Raw genomic sequence first — 18,636 nt, forward strand, 5'->3', positions numbered from 1 at the left:
TACGGGACCGGGACCTTGGTCGTACGACCCGCCCGGCTCGGACGGCCGCTTCGTGAACGGCGTATGGCAGTCGTGTTGCGGCCCGCCCGGATTCCTTGAGCGCCTCTCCCGCCCCGGCCTACCGTCGGATCACCGAGTCACAGACCCGGCCGTGTGCCCGAGTGGTTGAGGGGCTCGCCTGCGCTGCATTCATCAGCGAGCTCCGCTCGCGGGGAGTTACGCGGGTTCGAACCCCGCCCCGGGCTCCAGCCGTCTGACCAGGCGAGCGAGCAGGCAGCAGTCGAGCAGCGGACAGCAAAAGGCCCTGGTCCGAGGCAAGTCTTCGCATGCGGGCTGCCACATCCTTCGCCCTGCCGGCCGAGGAGGCGGTACAGCTCTGCGGAGTGGGCGGCGACGCCGAGGTCGTGGCTGCCCAGCCCCATCGCCACGTCGGCGGGTCGCAACTGGTGGTGCGTCTGGTGGTAGTCCCAGATGAGCGCGGCGCGACGCCACTGGTTCTCGGTGATGGCCTGCTGGTGGTCGCTCACGACCTCCATAGTCCCAAACTGCGACACCATCGGCGCCGAGGAGGCCCAGCCGAGCCGAGCTGGAACGACGCATCGCTGCGGGGTTTCTCCTGGCCGCCGTCCCGGCTGGTGATCAGTTCGCGGGCGGCCTCACGGGTGTGGGAGAAGTCGTTGTCACGGTCGGCGGTGGCGTACGCGTACGCGAGTCGGGAAAAGACTGATGCCCGGACGGCCGGCGGGGCGGCCGCTCCATCGCTCGATCACGTCCACGAGACTGCCCCCTCGTCGCCGCCCCGGTCCAGGAATCCGTGTGCCGAAAGTGCACTCCCACTGCACTGGCACTTCATGATCACGCGGGAAGAGCTCACTCCGGCCTACCCAGAAAGGCCGGTCTTCTTCGCCATCTCCATGAGCTTGGGTCGTGCCCTCTGATGGAGCACGAACAGTACTCGGATTACCTCTCTGGCCATTGGATGCACCTCAGCCATCTGGGGAGCCACCTCAAATGCCTTCACAAGGGCTTGTTCAGCCCCGCTGTAATCCCTGGTCTCCAGCCTGACACGGGCTATATCGATGTACATGCGGCCCAGGCGGTTAGGCGTGAGGCTCATAGGCGGCCCCTTCAGCAGTGGGGCCGCCATTTCGGCAGCCTTATCAGGCTTTCCGAGTTCGACATGGGCTGCCAGCTCGTAAAGAGCCGTATTATCCTGCCCGAAAGTCAGGTTGTGCTTCAGCATGTCGTTCGGAATGCGCGCAGCATACGATTTTGCCTTCTGAAGGTGGTCCTCGGTGGCGTTGGAGTCCTTGTGTCGAGAGGCAAGGACGACTCCTCGGAGGTGCAGGGAGCCCAGGGAGAGCGCACGGGCCGGCGTGTCGGCCCCAGCAGCCCGTTCGTAGCGGCTGATGGCCCTTTCGACGATGGCCAAGCCGTCGTCGTAGTGCCCAGCGCTCTGGTAGGTGCCGGCTTCGTTCCAGGCCGCCACGACTTCCGCCTCCGGGTTCCAGGTCTGCTGTGCGGCCCAGACCTGACGGGAGACGATCATGTCTGCGAGGTCGGGCTGTGCGAGCCTGTGAGCGGCCGCGTAGGCACACCCGTAGACATCGGAGACCTGAGTCCAGGCACCGGCTTCTCCGGAGGATGACAGGGCCGTTGCGGTGACTTGGCCCAGGAGCCGGGGAAGCAACCCCAACAGCTCCAGATACTTCGTCTCGGCCCGGAGCCTCATGGCCTTGTCCACGTCGGCCGCCAATGCGGCCGGGTCGGGCACGTCTTCCTTGGGGAGGGTGTACCTGCGCACCGCGCCCCGGAGGTCGTTGAGAAGGTCGGCCTGTTCAGAAGGGCCCAGGAACGGCTGTCCGTAGATGCGCTGGACCGGAACGTGCAGTGCCTTCGCCACGGCTGCGGCCAGCGGCGGCGTAGTCGGCCTGATGCCATTCTCGATCTTGGTCAGGTAGGACACGGAGATGCCGGCCAACCGAGCTAGCTTGGCCTGGCCGAGTCCTCTGGCCTTGCGCAGGACGGCGATGTTCTCGCCGGGTGCGGGGGTGCTCTCCATACACCCACTGTTCCACGTCCGGGTACCGACAGCCCATCAGTTGACCTGTGACTGAAAGCAGTTGTGCGACTCTCGTGTTAACTGATCTTGGCTTCCCGTAGTTGTCTTGTAACAGACAGCGAAGTCGCATCCACGGAGGTACGTGGTGGTGAGCGGGAGTGAAGAGTCGAGTCTGACCAGCGTCGATGACGTGCCGATCGACGTAGAGGCAGCGAGGGATGCCGTGGACGTCGTCCTGGGCATGAGGTTGGACGCTTCGCGTCGACGAGACATCGACTCGCGCACGGGCGTCCTCATCCGCTTCATGAGTGAGCTGCTGACGACGAACCTCGAAGCAGATCGTGACGACAGGGTCATGGCCCTCTACCGCGCCTGTTACTACCTGCTCGACCTGAAGCGGCGTCCCACACAGGAGTCGCCGGTCTACTACTCCTTCGAGTTCATGAGGGAGTGTGCGATCCGTACGAGAGCACTCCTGGCCCTCTACATCGTGAAGAACGGGGTCACCTTCCCGTGACCAGAGCTGTCCTCCGATTCGTGGACTACAAGGCGACCTCGGACCCCGCAGGCGAGTCCGTCTGGTCCGCGGTGTGTGTCTCCGGAGAGGAGAAGGACTGCGGGGCCACATCCAGAGAGCTGGGCGGCGAAGAGGTCGCTATTGCCTGGATGGCCGAGCACTGCGCCGAGACCGGACACAACCGCTTCAAGCGTTCGTTCAGTGACTACGCCCTGGTGGTGCCGAAGTGACGCGTCGGCCTCTGGTCCACGGATGGTGCCTGCTGTGCAGGCAAGCCGCCCTCGTCTTCTGGATCGGACCTGTCGAGCACGCCGGACTATCCGCGCCTGCCTACATATGCGAACCCTGCGCCGACTTCATCCGCGAGTACATCGCCTTCTACAACCAACAGCGAGACGCCCACCCTGCCTGCTAGCTTTCGCCCTGTCTTCGGAGGAACCGTGAAGACCCCCCTGGCCCTCGCACTTGGCCTGACCGGCACCGCTCTGGGCGTAGCCCACCTCGTGGCCCTCACGCGGCACCACAAGGCGACTCAGCACTTGGGCTTCGTGCGACTGCACGCCCAGGCGTTGAGCGATGTCGCGAGTGACCCGCGGCTGTCCGGGACCGAATGGGACGGGATCGATCCCGACGAGAGGGCTCGCCGTCTGATGGCCAACCGTTGGGTCACCCTGTGGTCGACCATGCTCCGCTTCGGCTACCTCAACCGTACGGACATCCGCCGGGCGGCCATGCGCTGCATGGAGCACCCTTCGCACCGCGCGTACTGGGAAAAGGGTGGCCCCTATCGCTGGACCACCGCGCGCGACTCCCATGACCGACGCTTCAACGAGTTGATGGACGAAGCGTTCGACGCAGCGCAGCAGCGCTGACACAGGATCCTCGCCCGTCCGCAATCCCATTCCCCCGTGCCGCGGACGGGCGAGGACTGCTCGCCCCGGCGGCTTTTCCCGCCGGGGACGGGTGCAGCTTCCCTACGAGAAAAGAGGCAGCAGCATGACGACCCTTTCCACCGAGACGAAGCCGTTCGCGATGCAGTACGCGGCGCGGCAGACCAGCACGGCGCCGGACACCAGCGGCGTGGTCTACGACCCGACGTTGCAGGTTGCCTTCACGGCGGACGGCAATCCGTGGGCCGATGTCACGGCCGGTGACACCAGCAGCAACACGAACAGCGACAGCAAGAACGACGAGGGAACGGACCTCTACTGATGGCCGCCGCCAGGGGCTCGGTCCTGGTTCTCACGAACCAGCTCGACGCAACCGCGGATTCGGTGGTGTCACGGCTGAACGATCGGGGCGTTCCGGTCTTCCGCTGTGACTCGGCGCAGTTCCCGCAGGAACTCACGCTGTCCGCCACTCTCGCCGACGGTTGGGCCGGCGATCTCGACAACGGGGTTCGCCAACTCGATCTGTCCGACGTGAGGGCGGTCTACTACCGCAGGCCCGAGGAGTTCCGGCTCCCTGGCGGCATGTCCGAGGCTGAGCGGCAGTTCGCTGCCGCCCAGTCTCGGGCGGGCTTCCTCGGCGTGGTCGCGTCGCTCCCGTGCCTGTGGATCAACCACCCTGCCCGCGAACAGCAGGCCAACTACAAGCCGTGGCAACTCAGGGTCGCTCACGGCCTCGGGCTGAACCCTCCCCGCTCCATCGTCACGAACGACCCCGCCGCCGGGCGCAAGTTCGCGGCCGACATCGGCGCCCCGGTCATCACGAAGTCTCTCGGCTCCCCAGTCGACACAGTTGTCGTCGACCCGGCCGACTTCGACGACTCTGTTCGCCTCTGCGCCCATCTCTTCCAAGAGTGGGTGGACAAGGCTCACGAAGTCCGGTTGACCGTGGTCGGATCCCGCTTCTTCGCGGTAGAGATCCACGCAGGGTCAGACGCGGCGCGGGTGGACTGGAGGACCGATTACGGGAGTCTCACGTACCGCCCAACGACCGTTCCGGAAGCGGTGCGACGGCGTGTAACCGCCTGCATGGACCACTTCGGACTCACCTTCGGCGCCTTCGACTTCATCGTGACCCCGCAAGGGGACTGGCGGTTCCTGGAAGTGAACGCCAACGGTCAATGGCACTGGATCGAGCAGGAAACAAGCCTGCCGATCGCCCGAAGCATCGCTGACCTACTGGAGAAAGGCAGAACCGATGACAGCCAGTGAGGCGCCCGAGCAGTTTCCGGCGCTACTGGGGAAGCTCGTCAGTGAGCTGGTGGAAGACGGGTCGCTGCATTCCCGTCAGTGGCGGTCCACCGTCGAGGCGGTACCCCGACACGTCTTTCTACCTGAGTTCTTCCGGGACGCTCCAGGGAGGGACGGCGTCACGGAGTACACGCCCATGAGCCGGGGGCGTGACCCCGAAGAGTGGCTGCGTCTCTGCTACCAGAACAAGACGTGGGTGACACAGCTCGACAACGGAGCGACCACTTCGGCCGGCCACCCGGTTCGAGGCATCCCGACAAGTTCGTCCACGCTCCCCGGTTCCGTCGTGCGCATGCTCGAAGACCTCGACGTGGCGGAAGGCATGTCCGTGCTTCAGGCGGGCGGCGGGTCGGACTACTCGACCGCGCTTCTCTGCGAACGGCTCGGAGACAAGCTCGTGGCACGCGCTGAATACGACCCCGAGCTGTCGGACCTCGGGCGCGACCGGCTCGCCTCCCTCGGCTACACCCCCCGCCTGGTGGCCGGCGACGCTGCCGCAGGCTGCCCGGAGGGGGCACCGTACGACCGGATCATCAGCACGTACTCACCGACCCACATTCCGGCCCCATGGCTGGAGCAGTCGGCCCCCGGCGGCTCATCCTCGCCTCGCTGATGGGCAGCCTCGGGGCGTACGGGTATGTGCGGGTGCGCATCGAGTCCCCGGAGATGGCACGCGGACGGTTCATCGACAGCACGGTTTCCTTCATGCCCGATCGGGACGCCATAAAGCCCGAGGTCGGACCCCTGCTTCGGCCAGCGATCGAACGGCGCAACGAGGTGGACGGCGCCCCGACGAACGTCGCCCCCGCCATGCTCGCGGTTCCGTCCCTGATGTGGGCCATTCAGCTCCGGTTGCCCGGCACCCTGACCGTCGGTCTCAACCTGAACGGGACTCCCGCGCGCTGGTTCCTACACCCTGACGGGTCCTGGGCAACACTGGAAGTTGACGAAAAGCGAGTCCGCGCGTACCAGGGCGGCCCTCGCGAACTCTGGTCCGCAGTCGAAGCCACAGTCTCCCAGTGGCTCGGGGACGGATGCCCGGAGCTGAGCCGCTACGGACTCACCGTGACGCCTGAAAAGAACACGGTCTGGATCGACTCGCCGAGTCGACAGGTCGGAGCACTGAACGAGTAGTCGCCGGGCGCGCCCCTCGGCGTGCCTCCGTGTTTGGCGAAAGGAAGGGTCCTGGCTCGCTGTAACCGCTGTCGGTGGGTGGTAGGTGGTACGGGGCCGGGCGGTTGGTCGTGGCCCCCACGACCCGGGCGGGCGTTCATGAACGCCGTATGGCAGTCATGTTGCAGCCTGCCCGGCCCTATTGAGCGCCTCCCCCGCCCGCTCCACCCTTGAGTCACCGAGTCACAGACCCGGCCGTGTGCCCGAGTGGCCCAGGGGCTCGCCTGCAAAGCGAGTTACGCGGGTTCGAATCCCGCCACGGCCTCTTACTGCCTGACCGGCGTCAGCACAGGGGCGGCACCTCGAAAGGGTGCCGCCCTAAGGCAGTCCGGTCGGCGAGGCCGAGAGTCACGCTGGCGGCACCGTCGCCACCGCAGTGGTGCGGTGCAGGGGAACCAAGGACGCGACGACGAACAGGCCGAAGAGAGTGATGGGCAGCAGGCCGACAGGACGCAGCAGCTCCGCTGGATCGTCCCGAAGCCATTGCCGGCTACCGATCCAGTTCGCGGAGACGTCCAGCACCATCACGCCGCTCGCCAGCCAGATCCCTTCGCGCCGCACGAGCGCCACCAGTACGACGACCAGCGGATCGAGGGCCGCCAGGCTGATGAAGAACGCCTGGAAGGAGACCTCCGGGAACGACGCGTAGGCATGGATCCCGCCCCTTACCAGGTCGGAAACGTGAACGCAGGATCCTTCGAGGAAGCCGATCAGGCATACGGCAAGAACCCATCTCGCCCACAACGGCTGCCCGCCCCAGCGTTCCCGCAGTTGAACCCCCACCAGGCCACCCTAGACGCGGATCGCACTCCGCCCAGCCCGGACAACACTGCGAAGCCCGTTACGCGGGTTCGCATCCCACCACGGTCTCCAACTTCCCCGCGCGGCGCAGTGCCCAGAGGGTGAGGGCCAGGGCGGAGATGTCCGCCACCAAGGGGTGGAGGGTGCCGTCGGGGGTTCTCCACGTCAGGACCGCGCCCGTCGTGCCGTCGAGGACGACGTGGGCGCCGTCCGCGAGCCGGCCCAGGCGTACGAGGTGGGCCGCGGCGGGCGGGAGCGGGTGGTCCGGGTGGTCGTCGCCGTACTCCGCGAGCGTCGGCAGGGGCAGGTCGTCCCAGTCGCGGCGGAAGGGGTGGGCGTCCTCGGGCAGGCCCGTGTCGCGCAGGAAGCGGCGGGTGGGCTCGTGGGTGAGGGTCGCCGGGAAGTCGATGTCCTCGAAGCGCGTCACCCGGTGACGGCCGAACTCGCGGTCCAGGAAGCGGGCCGGCAGCGGCTGGGCGGCTCCCGGCTCCGTGCGGTGGCCCACCGTCAGGAGTAGGCAGCTCATCAGTGCCGAGGTGTTCCACAGCGACGGCCGGTCGCAGCCCGCCGGGCCCCGTCCGGAGGCGCCGCGGGTCCAGGACGGGTCCTCCACGGAGGTCGCCAGGCGGACCCTGGTCAGGAGTGAGGGGACCGCCGCCCGGTCGGCGTCCGGGCCCCGCATGATCGTCGTACCACTGGTGATCGCGTGCATCGTCTCCCCCGGAACCGTACGGCCGTTCGCGCTCCTTCGGAGACTACGCGCCACCACTGACAATGCTCCTCCCGCTCGGGCCCCGTTCGTCCCGTAGGACGCGCCCGGCCCCTCCCGCGTTGCCTCGCGCGCGTGGGCAGCGGTTCAGGCCCCCGTGGCCACCGCCGCCTGGGGGCGGATCGGGAGGCGGTTGACCGGGCGTCCCGTCGCCGCGCGTACGGCCGAGGCGACGGCCGCCGGGGAGGCCACCACCGGGACCGCGCTGACGGCCTTGGCACCGAAGGGGGCGACCACGTCGCGTTCCTCGACGAGCTTCACGATCCGGATGTCGGGGGTGTCGAGTGCCGTCGGCAGGGCGTAGCCGGTCAGGTCGGGGTGGCGGACGAGACCGCGCGGGGTGCGGAGGTTCTCCGTGAGCGCGATGCCGACGCCCTGGGTGACGCCCGCCTCGATACGGGCGGTGAGCTGGGCCGGGTTGAGGACGCGGCCCACGTCCTGGGCGACGGCCAGCTCCACGACCCGTACCGAGCCGATCTCGATGTCGACGTCGACCACCGCGCGGATGGCGCAGAAGGCCATGCCGACGAACGCGTCGCCCTGCCCGGCCTCGTCCAGCGGCTCGGTCGGGTGCGGGCGGCACTGCGCGGTGGCCCACAGTTCCTTGCCGTCCAGCGCCTCGGCGACCGTCGTCGACAGCACACCGTCGTACGAGGTGATCTTGCCGTCGGCGATCTGGAGCAGTTCGGTGGACATGCCGAACTGGTGGGCCAGCGGCTGCAGGAGCTGGGTGCGGACCATCTTGGCCGCGCGTTCCACCGCGCCGCCCGACACCCAGGTGTGGCGGCCCCGGCAGCCGGCGCCGGCCGGGGGCTGGTCGGTGTCGACGGGGGCCACGTGGACCTCGTCCACGCCCAGGGTCTCCTGGACGATCTGCCGGGCCAGGGTCGTGAAGCCCTGGCCGGTCTCCACCGCCGCGCACAGCACCGTCGCCACGCCGTCCTGGACCTTCACGGTGGCCGTGGAGACCTCGTCGGCGCCCTCGGCGCCCAGCATGTGCACCATGCCGATGCCGTAGCCCACGCCCCGGCGCACCGCGCCCGGTTCGCCCGCGCCCTCGGGGCCGCCGGGCAGCAGCCACTCGTCCTCGGGCGTGTCCTTGGGCAGGGCGGGCAGCGGGAAGTCGCGGACCGCCTGGAGGAGTTCGGCGACGGGGGCCGGGCAGGTGACGGTCTGGCCGGTGGGGAGCACGTCGCCGGTGGCCATGACGTTGCGCAGCCGCACCTCGGCGGGGTCCAGGCCGAGCTTCTTGGCGATCTTGTCCATCTGCGCCTCGTACGCGGCGCACACCTGCATGGCGCCCTCGCCGCGCACGTGGCCGGAGGGCGGGTTGTTGGTGCGCACGGCCCAGCCCTCGATGAAGGCGTTGGGGACGACGTACGGGCCGCAGGCGAAGGCCACCGCGGCGGCCAGGGCGTCGGAGGAGGTGTCGGCGTAGGCGCCCGCGTCCAGGAGGATCTGCGCCTCGACCTTCACGACCCGGCCCTCGGCGTCCGCGTGGTGGCGGTAGCGCAGGAGGGTGGGGTGGCGGTGGGTGTGCCCGAGGAAGGACTCCTCGCGCGTGGCGGTCAGCTTCACCGGGCAGCCGGTCTTCAGCGCGAGCAGGCCGAGCGGCAGTTGGAAGCCCTGGTCCTCGCGGTCGGCGGTGGCGCCCGGGACCCCGGTGACGACGATCTTCACCTGTTCGGGCGAGAGGCCGTAGCACGCGGCGGCGATGTCGCGGTCGCCGTGCGGGTCGGTGGAGGCCAGGTACAGCTCCACGCCGCCGTCGGGGCGCGGTACGGCCAGACCGGCCTCGGCCCCTATGGGCGCCGGGTCCTGGCGGCCGATGCGGTACAGGCCCTCCACGACGATCTCGCCGGCCGCCTCCGGGTCGCCGTGGCGCAGCGGGATGTGCCGGATCAGGTTGCCGTCGGGGTGCAGGGGTTCGGCCTCGAATGCCTGTTCCGGGTCGGTGACCGGGTCGAGCACCTCGTACTCGACGATGACGGCGGCGGCGGCCATCCGCGCGGTGTCCGGGTGGTCGGCGGCGACCGCGGCGAGGGGCTCGCCGTGGTGGCGTACGACCTCGGAGGCGAACACCGGGCGGTCGGCGCGTCCTCCGCGGCCGTGCAGCGGAGTGCCGGGCACGTCCTCGTGGGTGACGACGGCCCGTACGCCGGGCATCTCGCGCGCGTGGCTGGTGTCGATGGACACGATGCGCGCGTGCGGGTGCGGTGAGCGCAGTACGGCGGCCCACAGCAGGCCCTCGGCCCACAGGTCGGCGGCGTAGGGGAAGGTGCCCTCGGTCTTGGCGCGGGCGTCGGCGGGCGGCAGGGACGCGCCGAGGCCGTGCGGGATCGGCTCGGGGACCGGGGTGACCGTCTCGGGGGTGCCCTCGGCCTCCGCAGTCGCGGCGTCGTTGCTCACGCGTGGCCTCCGTCCTGGCCGTGGTTGCCGTGCCCGCCGTAGGGCGGGTGGCTGTCGTGCGGTCCTGTCGCGTCCGGCGTGCCCGGCGTGCCCGGCGGGGGCTGGGACTCGAACGCCGACGGGTTGACGCCGCCCGCGCCGGGACCGGCCTGGTGCGGGATGCGGGGCTCGTCGGCGTCGGTCTGCGCCTCGGCGTCGGCGTGCGCCTCGCGTTCGGCGACGACCTCCTGGACGGCCTCCAGGACGCCCCGGTAGCCGGAGCAGCGGCACAGGTTGCCGCACAGGGCCTGGCGGGCCTCCAGTTCGGTCGGGGCGGGGTTGCCCTCCAGGAGGTTGTGCACGGTCATCGCCATGCCGGGCACGCAGAACCCGCACTGCACGGCGCCGCGCCGGGCGAGCGCCCGCTGGACGTCCGAGGGCTGTCCGTCGGTGGCCAGGCCCTCGACGGTGCGCACCTCGCTGCCGGCCGAGGTCACCGCCGGGACCAGGCAGGAGGCGACGAGCCGGCCGTCGACCTGCACGTTGCAGGCGCCGCACTCGCCCTGCGAGCAGCCGTCCTTGGCGCCCGCGAGGCCGAGCCGCTCGCGCAGCACGTACAGCAGCGACTCGCCGATCCAGGCGTCGGTGACGGGCCGGTCGGCGCCGTTGACGCGCAGCACGTAGGAGGCGAGGGGGTGTTCCTCCTGCGGGCCCACGGGGGCAGGGGGTTGCCCGGCGGCGGGGGCGGCATCGGGAGCGGCGTCGGGGCCGGTCGACCCGGGCCGGTTCCCGTCCGGGTCGGGGCCGGTCCGCGGCTCCTGCGGCTCCTGCGGCTCGTCTGCGGTGCCGGCCGCGCCCGCCTCCGCCGGGCCCGCTTCGCCACCGGCCGGACCGGACGCGTCGTCCGTGGCTTCGCGGTGACCGTCCGTGGCTTCGCGGTGGTCGGCCGGGACTTCCCGCCGCGGCTCTGCTCCGGCTTCCCGTCCGGGCTCGGGGGCCGGTTCGGACACCCGCTCCGGAACGGCGGTCGGCGCGGCGGTGGTCGTCACGGGGCCGTCGGCGGCCTCCGGGCGGGTTCCGCTCGTCTCGCTCCCCGCCTCCCCGGCGGGGTCTGCCGAGGGCTCCGCGGGGCCCTCGGGGGCTTCCTCGGCCCCGACGCGCCCGTCGGTGGCCGTCTCGGCGCCGCGGGCGGTCCCGGCGGCGGAGTCGTCCGCCTGCGGGCCGTCGACGGGACCGTTAGGGGCGCCCACGCCGTCCGGGCCGGTGGGGGCGGTCCCCTGCGGGCCTTCGGCGGAACGGGACGCGTACGGCACCCGGTCGTGACCGGACCCGCCCAGGCCCTCGGCGGAGCCGGACGCGGGCGCACCGTCGGCGGAGCCGGGGACGCCGTCGCCGGGAACAGCACCGGGACCGTGTGCCCCCTCGCCGGGCGCGGCCTCGCGTGCGCCACCGTCGGGACCAGGCGCGTGAGCGCCCCCGCCGGGCCCGTCCCCGTGCGCACCGGCACCGGCACCGGCGCCGGTGCCGGTGCCGGTGCCGGTGCCGGGAGCCCGAGAGCCGTCGTCCGGGTCGGTCCCACGCGCGGCGTCGGCCGGTCCGGCTCCGGGGGCACCCGCGCCGGAACCGGCCGCGTACGCACCGCCGTCAGCCCCGGAACCGTCGGAACCGTCGAACCCCCCGACGGCGTACCGACCCCCACCGGGGCCGGACCCGTGCAGGCCCTCGGCGGAGCCGGGCGCGAGGTGCTCCCCGTCGGGGCCGGACGTGCCGGGCCCGCTTGCAGGAGCAGCCCCGTGCAAGCCCTCGGCGCGGCCGGGCTCCTGCCCGTCACCTGCGGGGCCGGAACCCTGCGGGGCGCCCTCGGGGCGTTCCTCGCCGGGCGGTACGGGGGCAGCCGTGCTGTCGGGCCACGTCGGGTCGGCGGGCCGGGGCTCCGGGGACCGTTCGCCGGCGTGCGGCGCGCTCTCCTGCCGGTGCTCGCCCCACGGCCGGCCCGCGGACTGTGTCGCCCAGGGTGCGGGAGCGCCGCCGGGGAGGGTGGCGGGGGCGCCGGTGCCCCACTGCTCGGCCAGGGACGACGCGGTGAACTCGCCCGACTCGTCCGGCAGCTCGCCGCCCGCGACGGGGATGGACCACTGCCCGGTCACGTCCTGGCCCGGCGCGGGCTCAGCCGCCGCGGGGTCCGGCTCGGGCTGCGGGAAGTCCCACTGTCCGGTGGCCCCGGGCTGATGGACGAACCGGTCGTCGTGCCCGGTATGTGTGCCGTAGGGCGCCGCCCCGGTGTGCGTGCCGTAGGGCGCCGCCCCGCCGTACGGGTCGTGGTGGGCGGCGTAGTCGTCGTACCCCTGGTGGCCGGCGGGGTCCTGCCCGGCCTCCGGGGTCTGCCACTGGGTGCCGTCCACCGGTGCGGACGGCATCGTCCAGGAACCGGTGGCGGCCGGGTCGGTGCCCGCGGTGGTGGCGGGCGCGACCGTGATCTGCGGCGGCACGTAGCCGTGTCCGGGCGCGGCGAGCGGACTGTCGGAGGAGGCGAAGAGCGCGTCCACGCCGCCCTCGGGGAGCTTCACGAAGGCGGTGGCGCCGTCGTCGTAGTCGCCCTGGGGCAGCGGGTCCCAGCGTCCGCCGCCCGGCGGCGTGCCCCCGGTGTGCCGGTCCCCGTACTCGCGGTCCCCGTACTCCCGGTCCCCGTACTCGTCGCCGTATTCGTCGCCATGCCGGTCGTCGGTCACGACAGCGCCCTCCCCAGTGCTCGTCGGGCCAGCGCGGCGACGGTGCGCCGCAGGTGCAGTACGGCGGGCGGCAGCGGCGGCACGGTGCCGTCCTCGGCCGGCGCCTCGTCGGGGATGCAGGCCGCGGCGACGTACTCGCCGAAGCCGTGCAGCGCCTCCGGGACGACGGCGCGGCCGTTGTCCCAGTCGATGAGCGAGGCCACCCACTGCTCGGCCTCCAGCGGCCGCAGCGGCATCGGCGCGATGGCGCCCACGGCGCAGCGCACGCCGCGCCGGGCCGGGTCGAGGACCAGCGCCACCGAGGCCGTCGCGCGGCCCGGGCCGGTGCGGCCGGTCGCCTTCAGGAAGACCTGCGGCGCGTGCAGCAGCGGCACGCGCACGTAGCCGATCAGCTCGCCCGCGCGGAGCATCTCCATGCCCGCCAGCAGGTGCGAGACCGGCACTTCGCGCCGGGCGCCGTCCGGGCCCGCGATGATCAGCGTCGCCTCCAGGGCGGCCAGCACCGGCAGCGCGTCCCCGGTGGGGGCGGCCGAGGCGATGTTGCCGCCCAGGGTGCCCGCGTTGCGGATCTGCGGGGGTCCCGCGGCGCGCGCGGCGGCGGCGAGCGCCGGGATGAGCGCGGCGAAGTCGGGGCGGCCCATGCGGGCGTGGGTGAGGCCCGCGCCGAGCAGCGCGTGCCCGTCCTGGTACTGCCAGCCGCGGATCTCGCTGATCCGGCCGAGGCCCACCAGCGCGGCGGGCCTGAGCTGGCCGGAGTTGACGGCCGCCATCAGGTCGGTACCGCCCGCGACCGGAACGGCCGCGGGCATCGCGGCGAGCGCCGCCACGGCCTCGTCGAGTGTCGTGGGCAGCGTGACGGCCTGCGCCGCCTGCGGTGCGTGCGTGGTCAACCCGACTGCCCCTTCCCGCTGTCCCACCTGGTCCCGCCCATGTGGCCGTACGGTACGGCCTGACAGGGCGGACGTGGCAACTCTGGCACATCTTCGCAGGGCCCGGACGCAGGGGTCCGCTAGGAGGCATTCGCCCGCCTGGTCGGGCAGATGGCGCGTTGTCGCATGAGATCTCCGACGATCGGAAGTACGTGCGATGTGCGCGAGTTGCCACTCTTCGGTGATGTTTGGGGCTTTTTCCTCACTTGCTCGGCGGCGGCCCGTCCATCGGCCGGCCGAGCACCCCGGGCCGCCGCTGCCAGGGCCGGGGACCGGCGGGCGGACGGTAGGCGACGCCCAGGGCGTCGAGCCGCCGGTAGTGGGCGGTCATCCGCCGCTCGAAGGCCGCGTAGTCCCGGTCCGCCGGCGCGGGCAGCGCGCTCCAGGCGACCTCGGCGAAGGCGGCGAGCCGGGGGAAGAGCTGGTAGTCCACGCGTTCCTGGTTCTCCGTCACCTCGGTCCACAGGTTCGCCTGGGTGCCGATCACGTGTCCGGCCTCCTGCGGGGTGAGTTCCGCCGGAACCGGCTCGAACCGGTAGACGTCCTCCAGGGTGCGCACGTACGCGATCGGCACGGGTTCGTCCTCGCCGCCGTGTTCCCGGAAGTTCAGGTACACCTGCTGCTCGGGGCACATGACGACGTCGTGCCCCGCGCGCGCGGCGGCGATCCCGCCCGCGTAGCCGCGCCAGGACGACACGGTCGCGCCCTTGGCCAGTCCGCCCTCCAGGATCTCGTCCCAGCCGATGAGCCGCCGCCCGCGGGCGGCGAGCCAGGTGTCGAAGTGCTGGATGAACCAGGACTGGAGTCCGTCCTCGTCGGCGAGGCCGAGTTCCTCGATCCGCGCCTGCGCGGTGGCCGAGGCCCGCCACTGGTCCTTGGGGCATTCGTCGCCGCCGACGTGGATGAACTCGGAGGGGAAAAGCTCCAGCAGTTCCTCGAACACGCCCTCGTAGAACCGCAGTGTGCGGTCCGTGGGCGCGAGTACGTTCGGGGAGACGCCCCAGGTGTCCCAGACGGAGAGGGCAGTGGTGTCGATCACGTCCGTGTTGCCGAGTTCCGGGTACGCGGCGATGGCGGCCTGCGAGTGTCCGGGGACGTCGATTTCCGGGACGACGGTGATGTGCCGTTCGGCGGCGTAGGCGACGATCTCCCGGATGTCGTCCTGGGTGTAGTAACCGCCGTGGGGTTTGTCCTCCCACAGCGGCGACGCGCGGTGGCCGAATTTCGTGCGCGCGCGCCAGGCGCCGGTCTCGGTGAGCTTCGGGTGGCGCTTGATCTCGACGCGCCAGCCCTGGTCGTCCGTCAGGTGGAAGTGCAGGACGTTGAGTTTGTGCGCGGCCATCAGGTCCAGGTAGCGCAGGACGCCGTCCTTGGACATGAAGTGCCGGGCGACGTCCAGCATCAGGCCCCGCCAGCGGAAGCGGGGCGCGTCCTCGATGCGGACCAGCGGCAGCCGCCACCGCCGCTCGGGCGGCAGCGGGGCACGCCGGAAGGCGTCGGGGCCGAGTAGCTGGCGCAGGGTCTGGGCGCCCCAGAAGAGGCCGGCCGGATCGCCGCCGGTGAGGCGCACGCCCTCCGGCGCGACGTCGAGGCGGTAGCCCTCCTCCGGCAGGCCGGGGTCGAGGTCCAGCCGGACGACGCCGCCGCCACCCGGCGTCGGGGCCAGCGGCAGGCCGGTGGCGGCGCCCAGCGTGGCGCGCAGCCAGCGCTCGGTGCGTCCGGTGCCGTCGCCGGCCACCAGAGCGGTGTCCGGGCCGAGGTCGAAGCAGGCGTCCTCCTGGGACGAGAGGTGCTGTGGCAGGGGGAGAACGTCGGTCACGTCAGTCCTTTACCGCTCCGCCGAGGCCGGAGACGAGTCGTCGTTGTACGAGTACGAAGAAGACCAGCACCGGAATCGTCATCACCGTGGAGGCGGCCATGACGCCGCCCCAGTCGGGATCGTCCGGCTTGTAGAAGACCAGCAGCGCCATCGGCAGCGTCGACTGGGAGGTGTCGCTGATGATGAACGACTTGGCGAACAGGAAGTCGTTCCAGGTCGAGATGAAGGAGAAGACGCTGGTGGCCACCAGCCCCGGGAAGACCAGCGGGAAAAGGATCTGCCAGAGAAAGCGGCTCCGGCTCGCCCCGTCGATGTAGGCGGCCTCCTCCAGGGCCTCCGGCACGGCTTTCACGAAGCCCCGCAGCATCCAGATCGCGAAGGGCAGCGAGAAGGCGATGTGGGGCAGGATCAGCGAACCCAGCGTGTTCAGTTGTCCGAAGTCCCGCATGAGGAAGAACAGCGGGATCGTGAGCGCCTCCACGGGCACCATCTGGGCCACCAGGAACATGATCAGCAGGGTGGTCCGGAAACGGAACCGGAAACGCGTCACCGCGGTCGCCGCGAGGAACGCGATCAGCGCCGAGGCGATCACCACGGAACCGGCCACGATCAGGCTGTTGAGAAAGTAGCGGCCGAATTCCTGCTGTTCGAAGACGCGCCGGAAGGAATCCAGCGAGGGGGTCAGGGTCCAGGGCCGGGGCTCGCTCGACTCGATCTCCCCGGCCGGTTTGAAGGCGCTCAGCACCATCCAGTACAGCGGGAAGGCGACCACCACGGCGATCAGCAGCGCGGACGCCTCGGCCGCGAGCCGCCACGGACGGCGCACACGCGCGCGCGGAAGATTCACAGCTCCTCCCCCTGGCGGCGCAGCAGCCGCAGGTAGACCAGCGTCACGGCGAGCAGGATCAGCAGCATGACGACACCGATCGCGGAGCCGAGGCTGTACTGCGAGGACGCGAAGGCCTTCTGGTAGGCGTAGACGTTGAGCACGAGGTTCTGGCCGGCGATGCCGCCGCCGTTGGTCATGACGTAGATCTGCGTGAAGACCTTGAAGTCCCAGATGACCGACTGGATGGTGACGACCACCAGGATCGGCCGGAGCATCGGCGCGAGCACCGACCGCCAGATGCGCCACTGGGACGCCCCGTCGAGGGCGGCGGCCTCCAGCACCTCGCCGGGCACGGACCGGATCCCGGCGTAGACGGTCACCATGACGAACGGGAAGGAGCACCAGACCACTTCGAGCAGCACGAGCAGGAAGGCGCTGTAACGCCCGTACGTCCACGAGTGGTCGCCGAGGCCCAGCATCCGGTTGACGGGCCCGAAGTCGGGGTCGAACAGCAGCAGCCACACCGTCGACCCGGTGACCGCCGGGGTCGCCCACGCGCCCAGCGCCGCCAGCATCAGCGCCAGCCGCGGCAGGGCCCGCACCCGGGTGAGCAGCACGGCGAGCGCGCAGCCGACCGCCAGCGTCGAGACGACACAGGCGGCGGCGAACACGACGGTGGCGAGCAGCACCCGCCAGAACTCCCCGTCCCCGAACAGCTCGGCGTAGTTCCCGAACCCCTGGAAGGTCGTCGGCTCCCCACCGGACACCTGGGCCTGCGTGTACTCCAGAAAGGAGATCAGTCCGAGCTGGTAGACGGGGTAGACCAGCAGCCCGCCGAGGACGACAAGAGCGGGGGCAAGATAGATCCAGGGAGTGGCGGAGGAGCTCCCAAAGGGGCGCGGAGCCGTGTTGAACCTGCGGCTGCCGCCGCGCGGGCGCGACGAGCCACGACGGCGCCGCACCCGCCACCGAACCGCACCCCCCGAGCTCACGGGCGAACCGGTCATCCGGCGGAGCCGAACGCGTCGTCCATCTTCTTCGCCGCGTCCCCCGCGGCAGCGGCCACGTCCTTCTTGCCGCTCACCACCTCCTGGAACATCGTCGGCAGCACCTGCGAGGAGTCGATCGTCGCCCACGCGGGAGACGCCGGGACGAACTTCGTGCCGGCGGCGAGCGTGTCGACGAACGGCTTCACGAACGGCTCCTTCGCCGCGACCTGCTGCCGTACGTCCGTGAAGGTCGGCAGGAAGCCCATCGCGTCGAACAGTTCGCCCTGCGCCTCCTTGGACGCGAGCCGCTTCATCAGGTCGACGGCGAGGGTGCGGTGGGACGTGCTCTTGAGGACGCCGATGTTGTTGCCGCCCGCGAAGGCGGGGGCTATGGAGCCGGACTCGACGCCGGGCAGCGGCACGACCGCGTACTTGCCCTTCACCTGGCCGGCCTCCACGGCCTGATGGCTGAAGTCGCCGCCGATGGCCATGGCCGCCTTGCCGGACGCGAAGGCGGTGACGGTGTCGTTGCCGCCCATCCCGGCGCACTTGGCGGCGGGGCAGTTGTCGTCCCCGAACAGGGAGGTGTACGCCTTGATGCCCTTGCGGGCCGCGGCGCTGTCGATCGCGGAGGCGTACGAGCCGTCCTTGCCGGCGGCGAGTTCACCGCCGTTGGCCCAGATGAAGGGCATCGCGCCGTAGGTGTAGGCGCCGCCGACCGCGATGCCGTAGAGGCCGGGCTTCTCGGCACGCACCTGCCGGGCGGTGGCGGCCAGTTCGTCCAGTGACCTGGGGGGCTTGAGACCCAGTTCGTCGAAGACGTCGGTGCGGTAGTACAGGGCGCGGACGCCGACGAAGTAGGGGGCGCCGTAGACCTTCCCGTCCACGGTGACGGACTGGCGGGCGGTGGGGTCGGTGTCCTTGGCCTCGTCCCAGGCGGCGAAGTCCTCGCTCACGTCGGCGAGTCCGCCGTCCTTGACGTATCCGGCGGTGTCGGTGTTGCCGAACTCGATGACGTCGGGGGCGCTCTTCGGGTCGTTGAAGGCGGCCTTGATGCGCTGGGCGCGGGTCTCGACCGGGATGTACTCCACGGTGACCTTGGTGTCCTCGTGCGCCTTCCGGAAGCCGGCGAGGACCGCGTCGACGGCCTTCTCCTTCGGCTTGTTGTTGACCTCCTGGAACAGCCAGACGCGCAGCGTGCCGCTCTTCTCGTCCTTGCCGGAGGAGGAGTTGTCGGACGTCTGGGGGGCGCAGGCGGTCGCGGCGACGACGGCCGCGGCCAGCAGTACGGCCAAGCGGGGGGCGAGCTTCATGGAGTCTTTCCTCCGGGCGTGCGTTGCAACATATGCAATGACGGTTTCGCTCTGCACAACACCCTGGAGCGTAGGGAGACATGAACCCGTCCACAAGAGGTCTGAACCAGTTCGTAAACC

General features: G+C 70.9%; 17 protein-coding genes, 2 tRNA genes and 1 pseudogene. 9 read left to right on the forward strand and 11 right to left on the reverse strand.

The features are described 5' to 3' along the window. The first annotated feature begins 147 nt into the window (after positions 1–147). A tRNA-OTHER gene (locus tag IG88_RS0119990) sits at positions 148–248 on the forward strand. A 117-nt stretch (positions 249–365) separates the two neighbouring features. On the opposite strand, the pseudogene IG88_RS44330 reads toward IG88_RS0119990, so the two are convergent. Together IG88_RS44330 and IG88_RS0119995 are read right to left on the reverse strand one after the other, a co-directional pair. Continuing rightward, positions 366–527, reverse strand: a pseudogene (locus IG88_RS44330) (YdcF family protein); the annotation flags it as partial. 353 nt (positions 528–880) lie between these two features. After that, a complete protein-coding gene (locus IG88_RS0119995) occupies positions 881–2,062 on the reverse strand; it encodes a helix-turn-helix domain-containing protein (protein WP_051851977.1) in 1,182 nt (393 codons plus the stop codon). A gap of 304 nt (positions 2,063–2,366) precedes the next feature. On the opposite strand from IG88_RS0119995, the gene IG88_RS43415 reads away from it, so the two are divergent. From IG88_RS43415 to IG88_RS0120035, 8 genes are all read left to right on the forward strand, one after another. Continuing rightward, positions 2,367–2,579, forward strand: coding sequence for a hypothetical protein (locus IG88_RS43415; RefSeq protein ID WP_158853982.1), 213 nt, complete (start codon positions 2,367–2,369; stop codon positions 2,577–2,579). Continuing rightward, a complete protein-coding gene (locus IG88_RS0120005; RefSeq protein ID WP_051851978.1) occupies positions 2,576–2,809 on the forward strand; it encodes a hypothetical protein in 234 nt (77 codons plus the stop codon). The genes IG88_RS43415 and IG88_RS0120005 overlap by 4 nt, the downstream gene beginning before the upstream one ends. A gap of 210 nt (positions 2,810–3,019) precedes the next feature. Further along, on the forward strand, positions 3,020–3,451 hold the full coding sequence (locus IG88_RS0120010) for a DUF6082 family protein (RefSeq protein ID WP_031042826.1): 432 nt from the start codon (positions 3,020–3,022) through the stop codon (positions 3,449–3,451). Positions 3,452–3,575: 124 nt separating this feature from the next. Next, positions 3,576–3,791 (forward strand): putative ATP-grasp-modified RiPP, encoded by a 216-nt coding sequence (gene tgmA / locus IG88_RS0120015; protein ID WP_031042828.1) that lies wholly within the window; start codon positions 3,576–3,578, stop codon positions 3,789–3,791. Beyond that, the gene (tgmB, locus tag IG88_RS0120020; protein ID WP_031042830.1) at positions 3,791–4,738 is read left to right on the forward strand and encodes an ATP-grasp ribosomal peptide maturase; all 948 of its coding nucleotides are present in this window, start codon (positions 3,791–3,793) and stop codon (positions 4,736–4,738) included. The genes tgmA and tgmB overlap by 1 nt, the downstream gene beginning before the upstream one ends. Beyond that, complete coding sequence (locus IG88_RS41430) at positions 4,725–5,390, forward strand: hypothetical protein (RefSeq protein ID WP_051851979.1); 666 nt, start codon at positions 4,725–4,727, stop codon at positions 5,388–5,390. The genes tgmB and IG88_RS41430 overlap by 14 nt, the downstream gene beginning before the upstream one ends. After that, positions 5,390–5,911 carry a hypothetical protein gene (locus IG88_RS41435; protein ID WP_234332229.1) on the forward strand — a complete coding sequence of 174 codons (522 nt, stop codon included), beginning with the start codon at positions 5,390–5,392 and terminating at the stop codon, positions 5,909–5,911. Before IG88_RS41430 ends, IG88_RS41435 begins: the two co-directional genes overlap by 1 nt. Before the next feature lie 232 nt (positions 5,912–6,143). After that, positions 6,144–6,215, forward strand: a tRNA-Cys gene (locus IG88_RS0120035). An 83-nt stretch (positions 6,216–6,298) separates the two neighbouring features. Here the strand turns inward: IG88_RS0120035 and IG88_RS0120040 are convergent. From IG88_RS0120040 to IG88_RS0120080, 9 genes are all read right to left on the reverse strand, one after another. Next, complete coding sequence (locus IG88_RS0120040; RefSeq protein WP_234332230.1) at positions 6,299–6,733, reverse strand: hypothetical protein; 435 nt, start codon at positions 6,731–6,733, stop codon at positions 6,299–6,301. Positions 6,734–6,791: 58 nt separating this feature from the next. Next, a complete protein-coding gene (locus IG88_RS0120045) occupies positions 6,792–7,463 on the reverse strand; it encodes an SUKH-4 family immunity protein (protein WP_031042836.1) in 672 nt (223 codons plus the stop codon). Positions 7,464–7,607: 144 nt separating this feature from the next. Next, positions 7,608–9,929, reverse strand: coding sequence for a xanthine dehydrogenase family protein molybdopterin-binding subunit (locus tag IG88_RS0120050; RefSeq protein ID WP_031042838.1), 2,322 nt, complete (start codon positions 9,927–9,929; stop codon positions 7,608–7,610). Further along, positions 9,926–12,637 (reverse strand): 2Fe-2S iron-sulfur cluster-binding protein, encoded by a 2,712-nt coding sequence (locus tag IG88_RS44335; protein ID WP_031042841.1) that lies wholly within the window; start codon positions 12,635–12,637, stop codon positions 9,926–9,928. Before IG88_RS44335 ends, IG88_RS0120050 begins: the two co-directional genes overlap by 4 nt. Further along, positions 12,634–13,527, reverse strand: a complete 894-nt coding sequence (locus IG88_RS0120060; protein WP_031042845.1) for an FAD binding domain-containing protein — start codon at positions 13,525–13,527, stop codon at positions 12,634–12,636. The genes IG88_RS44335 and IG88_RS0120060 overlap by 4 nt, the downstream gene beginning before the upstream one ends. A gap of 241 nt (positions 13,528–13,768) precedes the next feature. Further along, positions 13,769–15,385 carry a beta-N-acetylhexosaminidase gene (locus IG88_RS0120065; RefSeq protein WP_031042847.1) on the reverse strand — a complete coding sequence of 539 codons (1,617 nt, stop codon included), beginning with the start codon at positions 15,383–15,385 and terminating at the stop codon, positions 13,769–13,771. Position 15,386: 1 nt separating this feature from the next. Continuing rightward, on the reverse strand, positions 15,387–16,232 hold the full coding sequence (locus IG88_RS0120070) for a carbohydrate ABC transporter permease (protein WP_031042850.1): 846 nt from the start codon (positions 16,230–16,232) through the stop codon (positions 15,387–15,389). Beyond that, a complete protein-coding gene (locus tag IG88_RS0120075; RefSeq protein ID WP_063760629.1) occupies positions 16,229–17,221 on the reverse strand; it encodes a carbohydrate ABC transporter permease in 993 nt (330 codons plus the stop codon). The genes IG88_RS0120070 and IG88_RS0120075 overlap by 4 nt, the downstream gene beginning before the upstream one ends. Then, positions 17,218–18,516 carry an extracellular solute-binding protein gene (locus IG88_RS0120080; RefSeq protein ID WP_031042855.1) on the reverse strand — a complete coding sequence of 433 codons (1,299 nt, stop codon included), beginning with the start codon at positions 18,514–18,516 and terminating at the stop codon, positions 17,218–17,220. The genes IG88_RS0120075 and IG88_RS0120080 overlap by 4 nt, the downstream gene beginning before the upstream one ends. Positions 18,517–18,636: the final 120 nt, after the last annotated feature.

Origin of the sequence: Streptomyces sp. NRRL F-5650 (assembly GCF_000721365.1) — a bacterium.
Classification (GTDB): Bacteria; Actinomycetota; Actinomycetes; order Streptomycetales; family Streptomycetaceae; genus Streptomyces; species Streptomyces ardesiacus.

What these genes read in the sequence shown, in the direction of transcription:
- IG88_RS0119995 (WP_051851977.1), bottom strand. Translation starts at nt 2,062, where the DNA reads ATGGAGAGCACCCCCGCACCCGGCGAGAACATCGCCGTCCTGCGCAAG.
- IG88_RS43415 (WP_158853982.1), top strand. Translation starts at nt 2,367, where the DNA reads ATGAGTGAGCTGCTGACGACGAACCTCGAAGCAGATCGTGACGACAGG.
- tgmA (WP_031042828.1), top strand. Translation starts at nt 3,576, where the DNA reads ATGACGACCCTTTCCACCGAGACGAAGCCGTTCGCGATGCAGTACGCG.
- tgmB (WP_031042830.1), top strand. Translation starts at nt 3,791, where the DNA reads ATGGCCGCCGCCAGGGGCTCGGTCCTGGTTCTCACGAACCAGCTCGAC.
- IG88_RS41430 (WP_051851979.1), top strand. Translation starts at nt 4,725, where the DNA reads ATGACAGCCAGTGAGGCGCCCGAGCAGTTTCCGGCGCTACTGGGGAAG.
- IG88_RS41435 (WP_234332229.1), top strand. Translation starts at nt 5,390, where the DNA reads ATGGGCAGCCTCGGGGCGTACGGGTATGTGCGGGTGCGCATCGAGTCC.
- IG88_RS0120045 (WP_031042836.1), bottom strand. Translation starts at nt 7,463, where the DNA reads ATGCACGCGATCACCAGTGGTACGACGATCATGCGGGGCCCGGACGCC.
- IG88_RS0120075 (WP_063760629.1), bottom strand. Translation starts at nt 17,221, where the DNA reads ATGACCGGTTCGCCCGTGAGCTCGGGGGGTGCGGTTCGGTGGCGGGTG.
- IG88_RS0120080 (WP_031042855.1), bottom strand. Translation starts at nt 18,516, where the DNA reads ATGAAGCTCGCCCCCCGCTTGGCCGTACTGCTGGCCGCGGCCGTCGTC.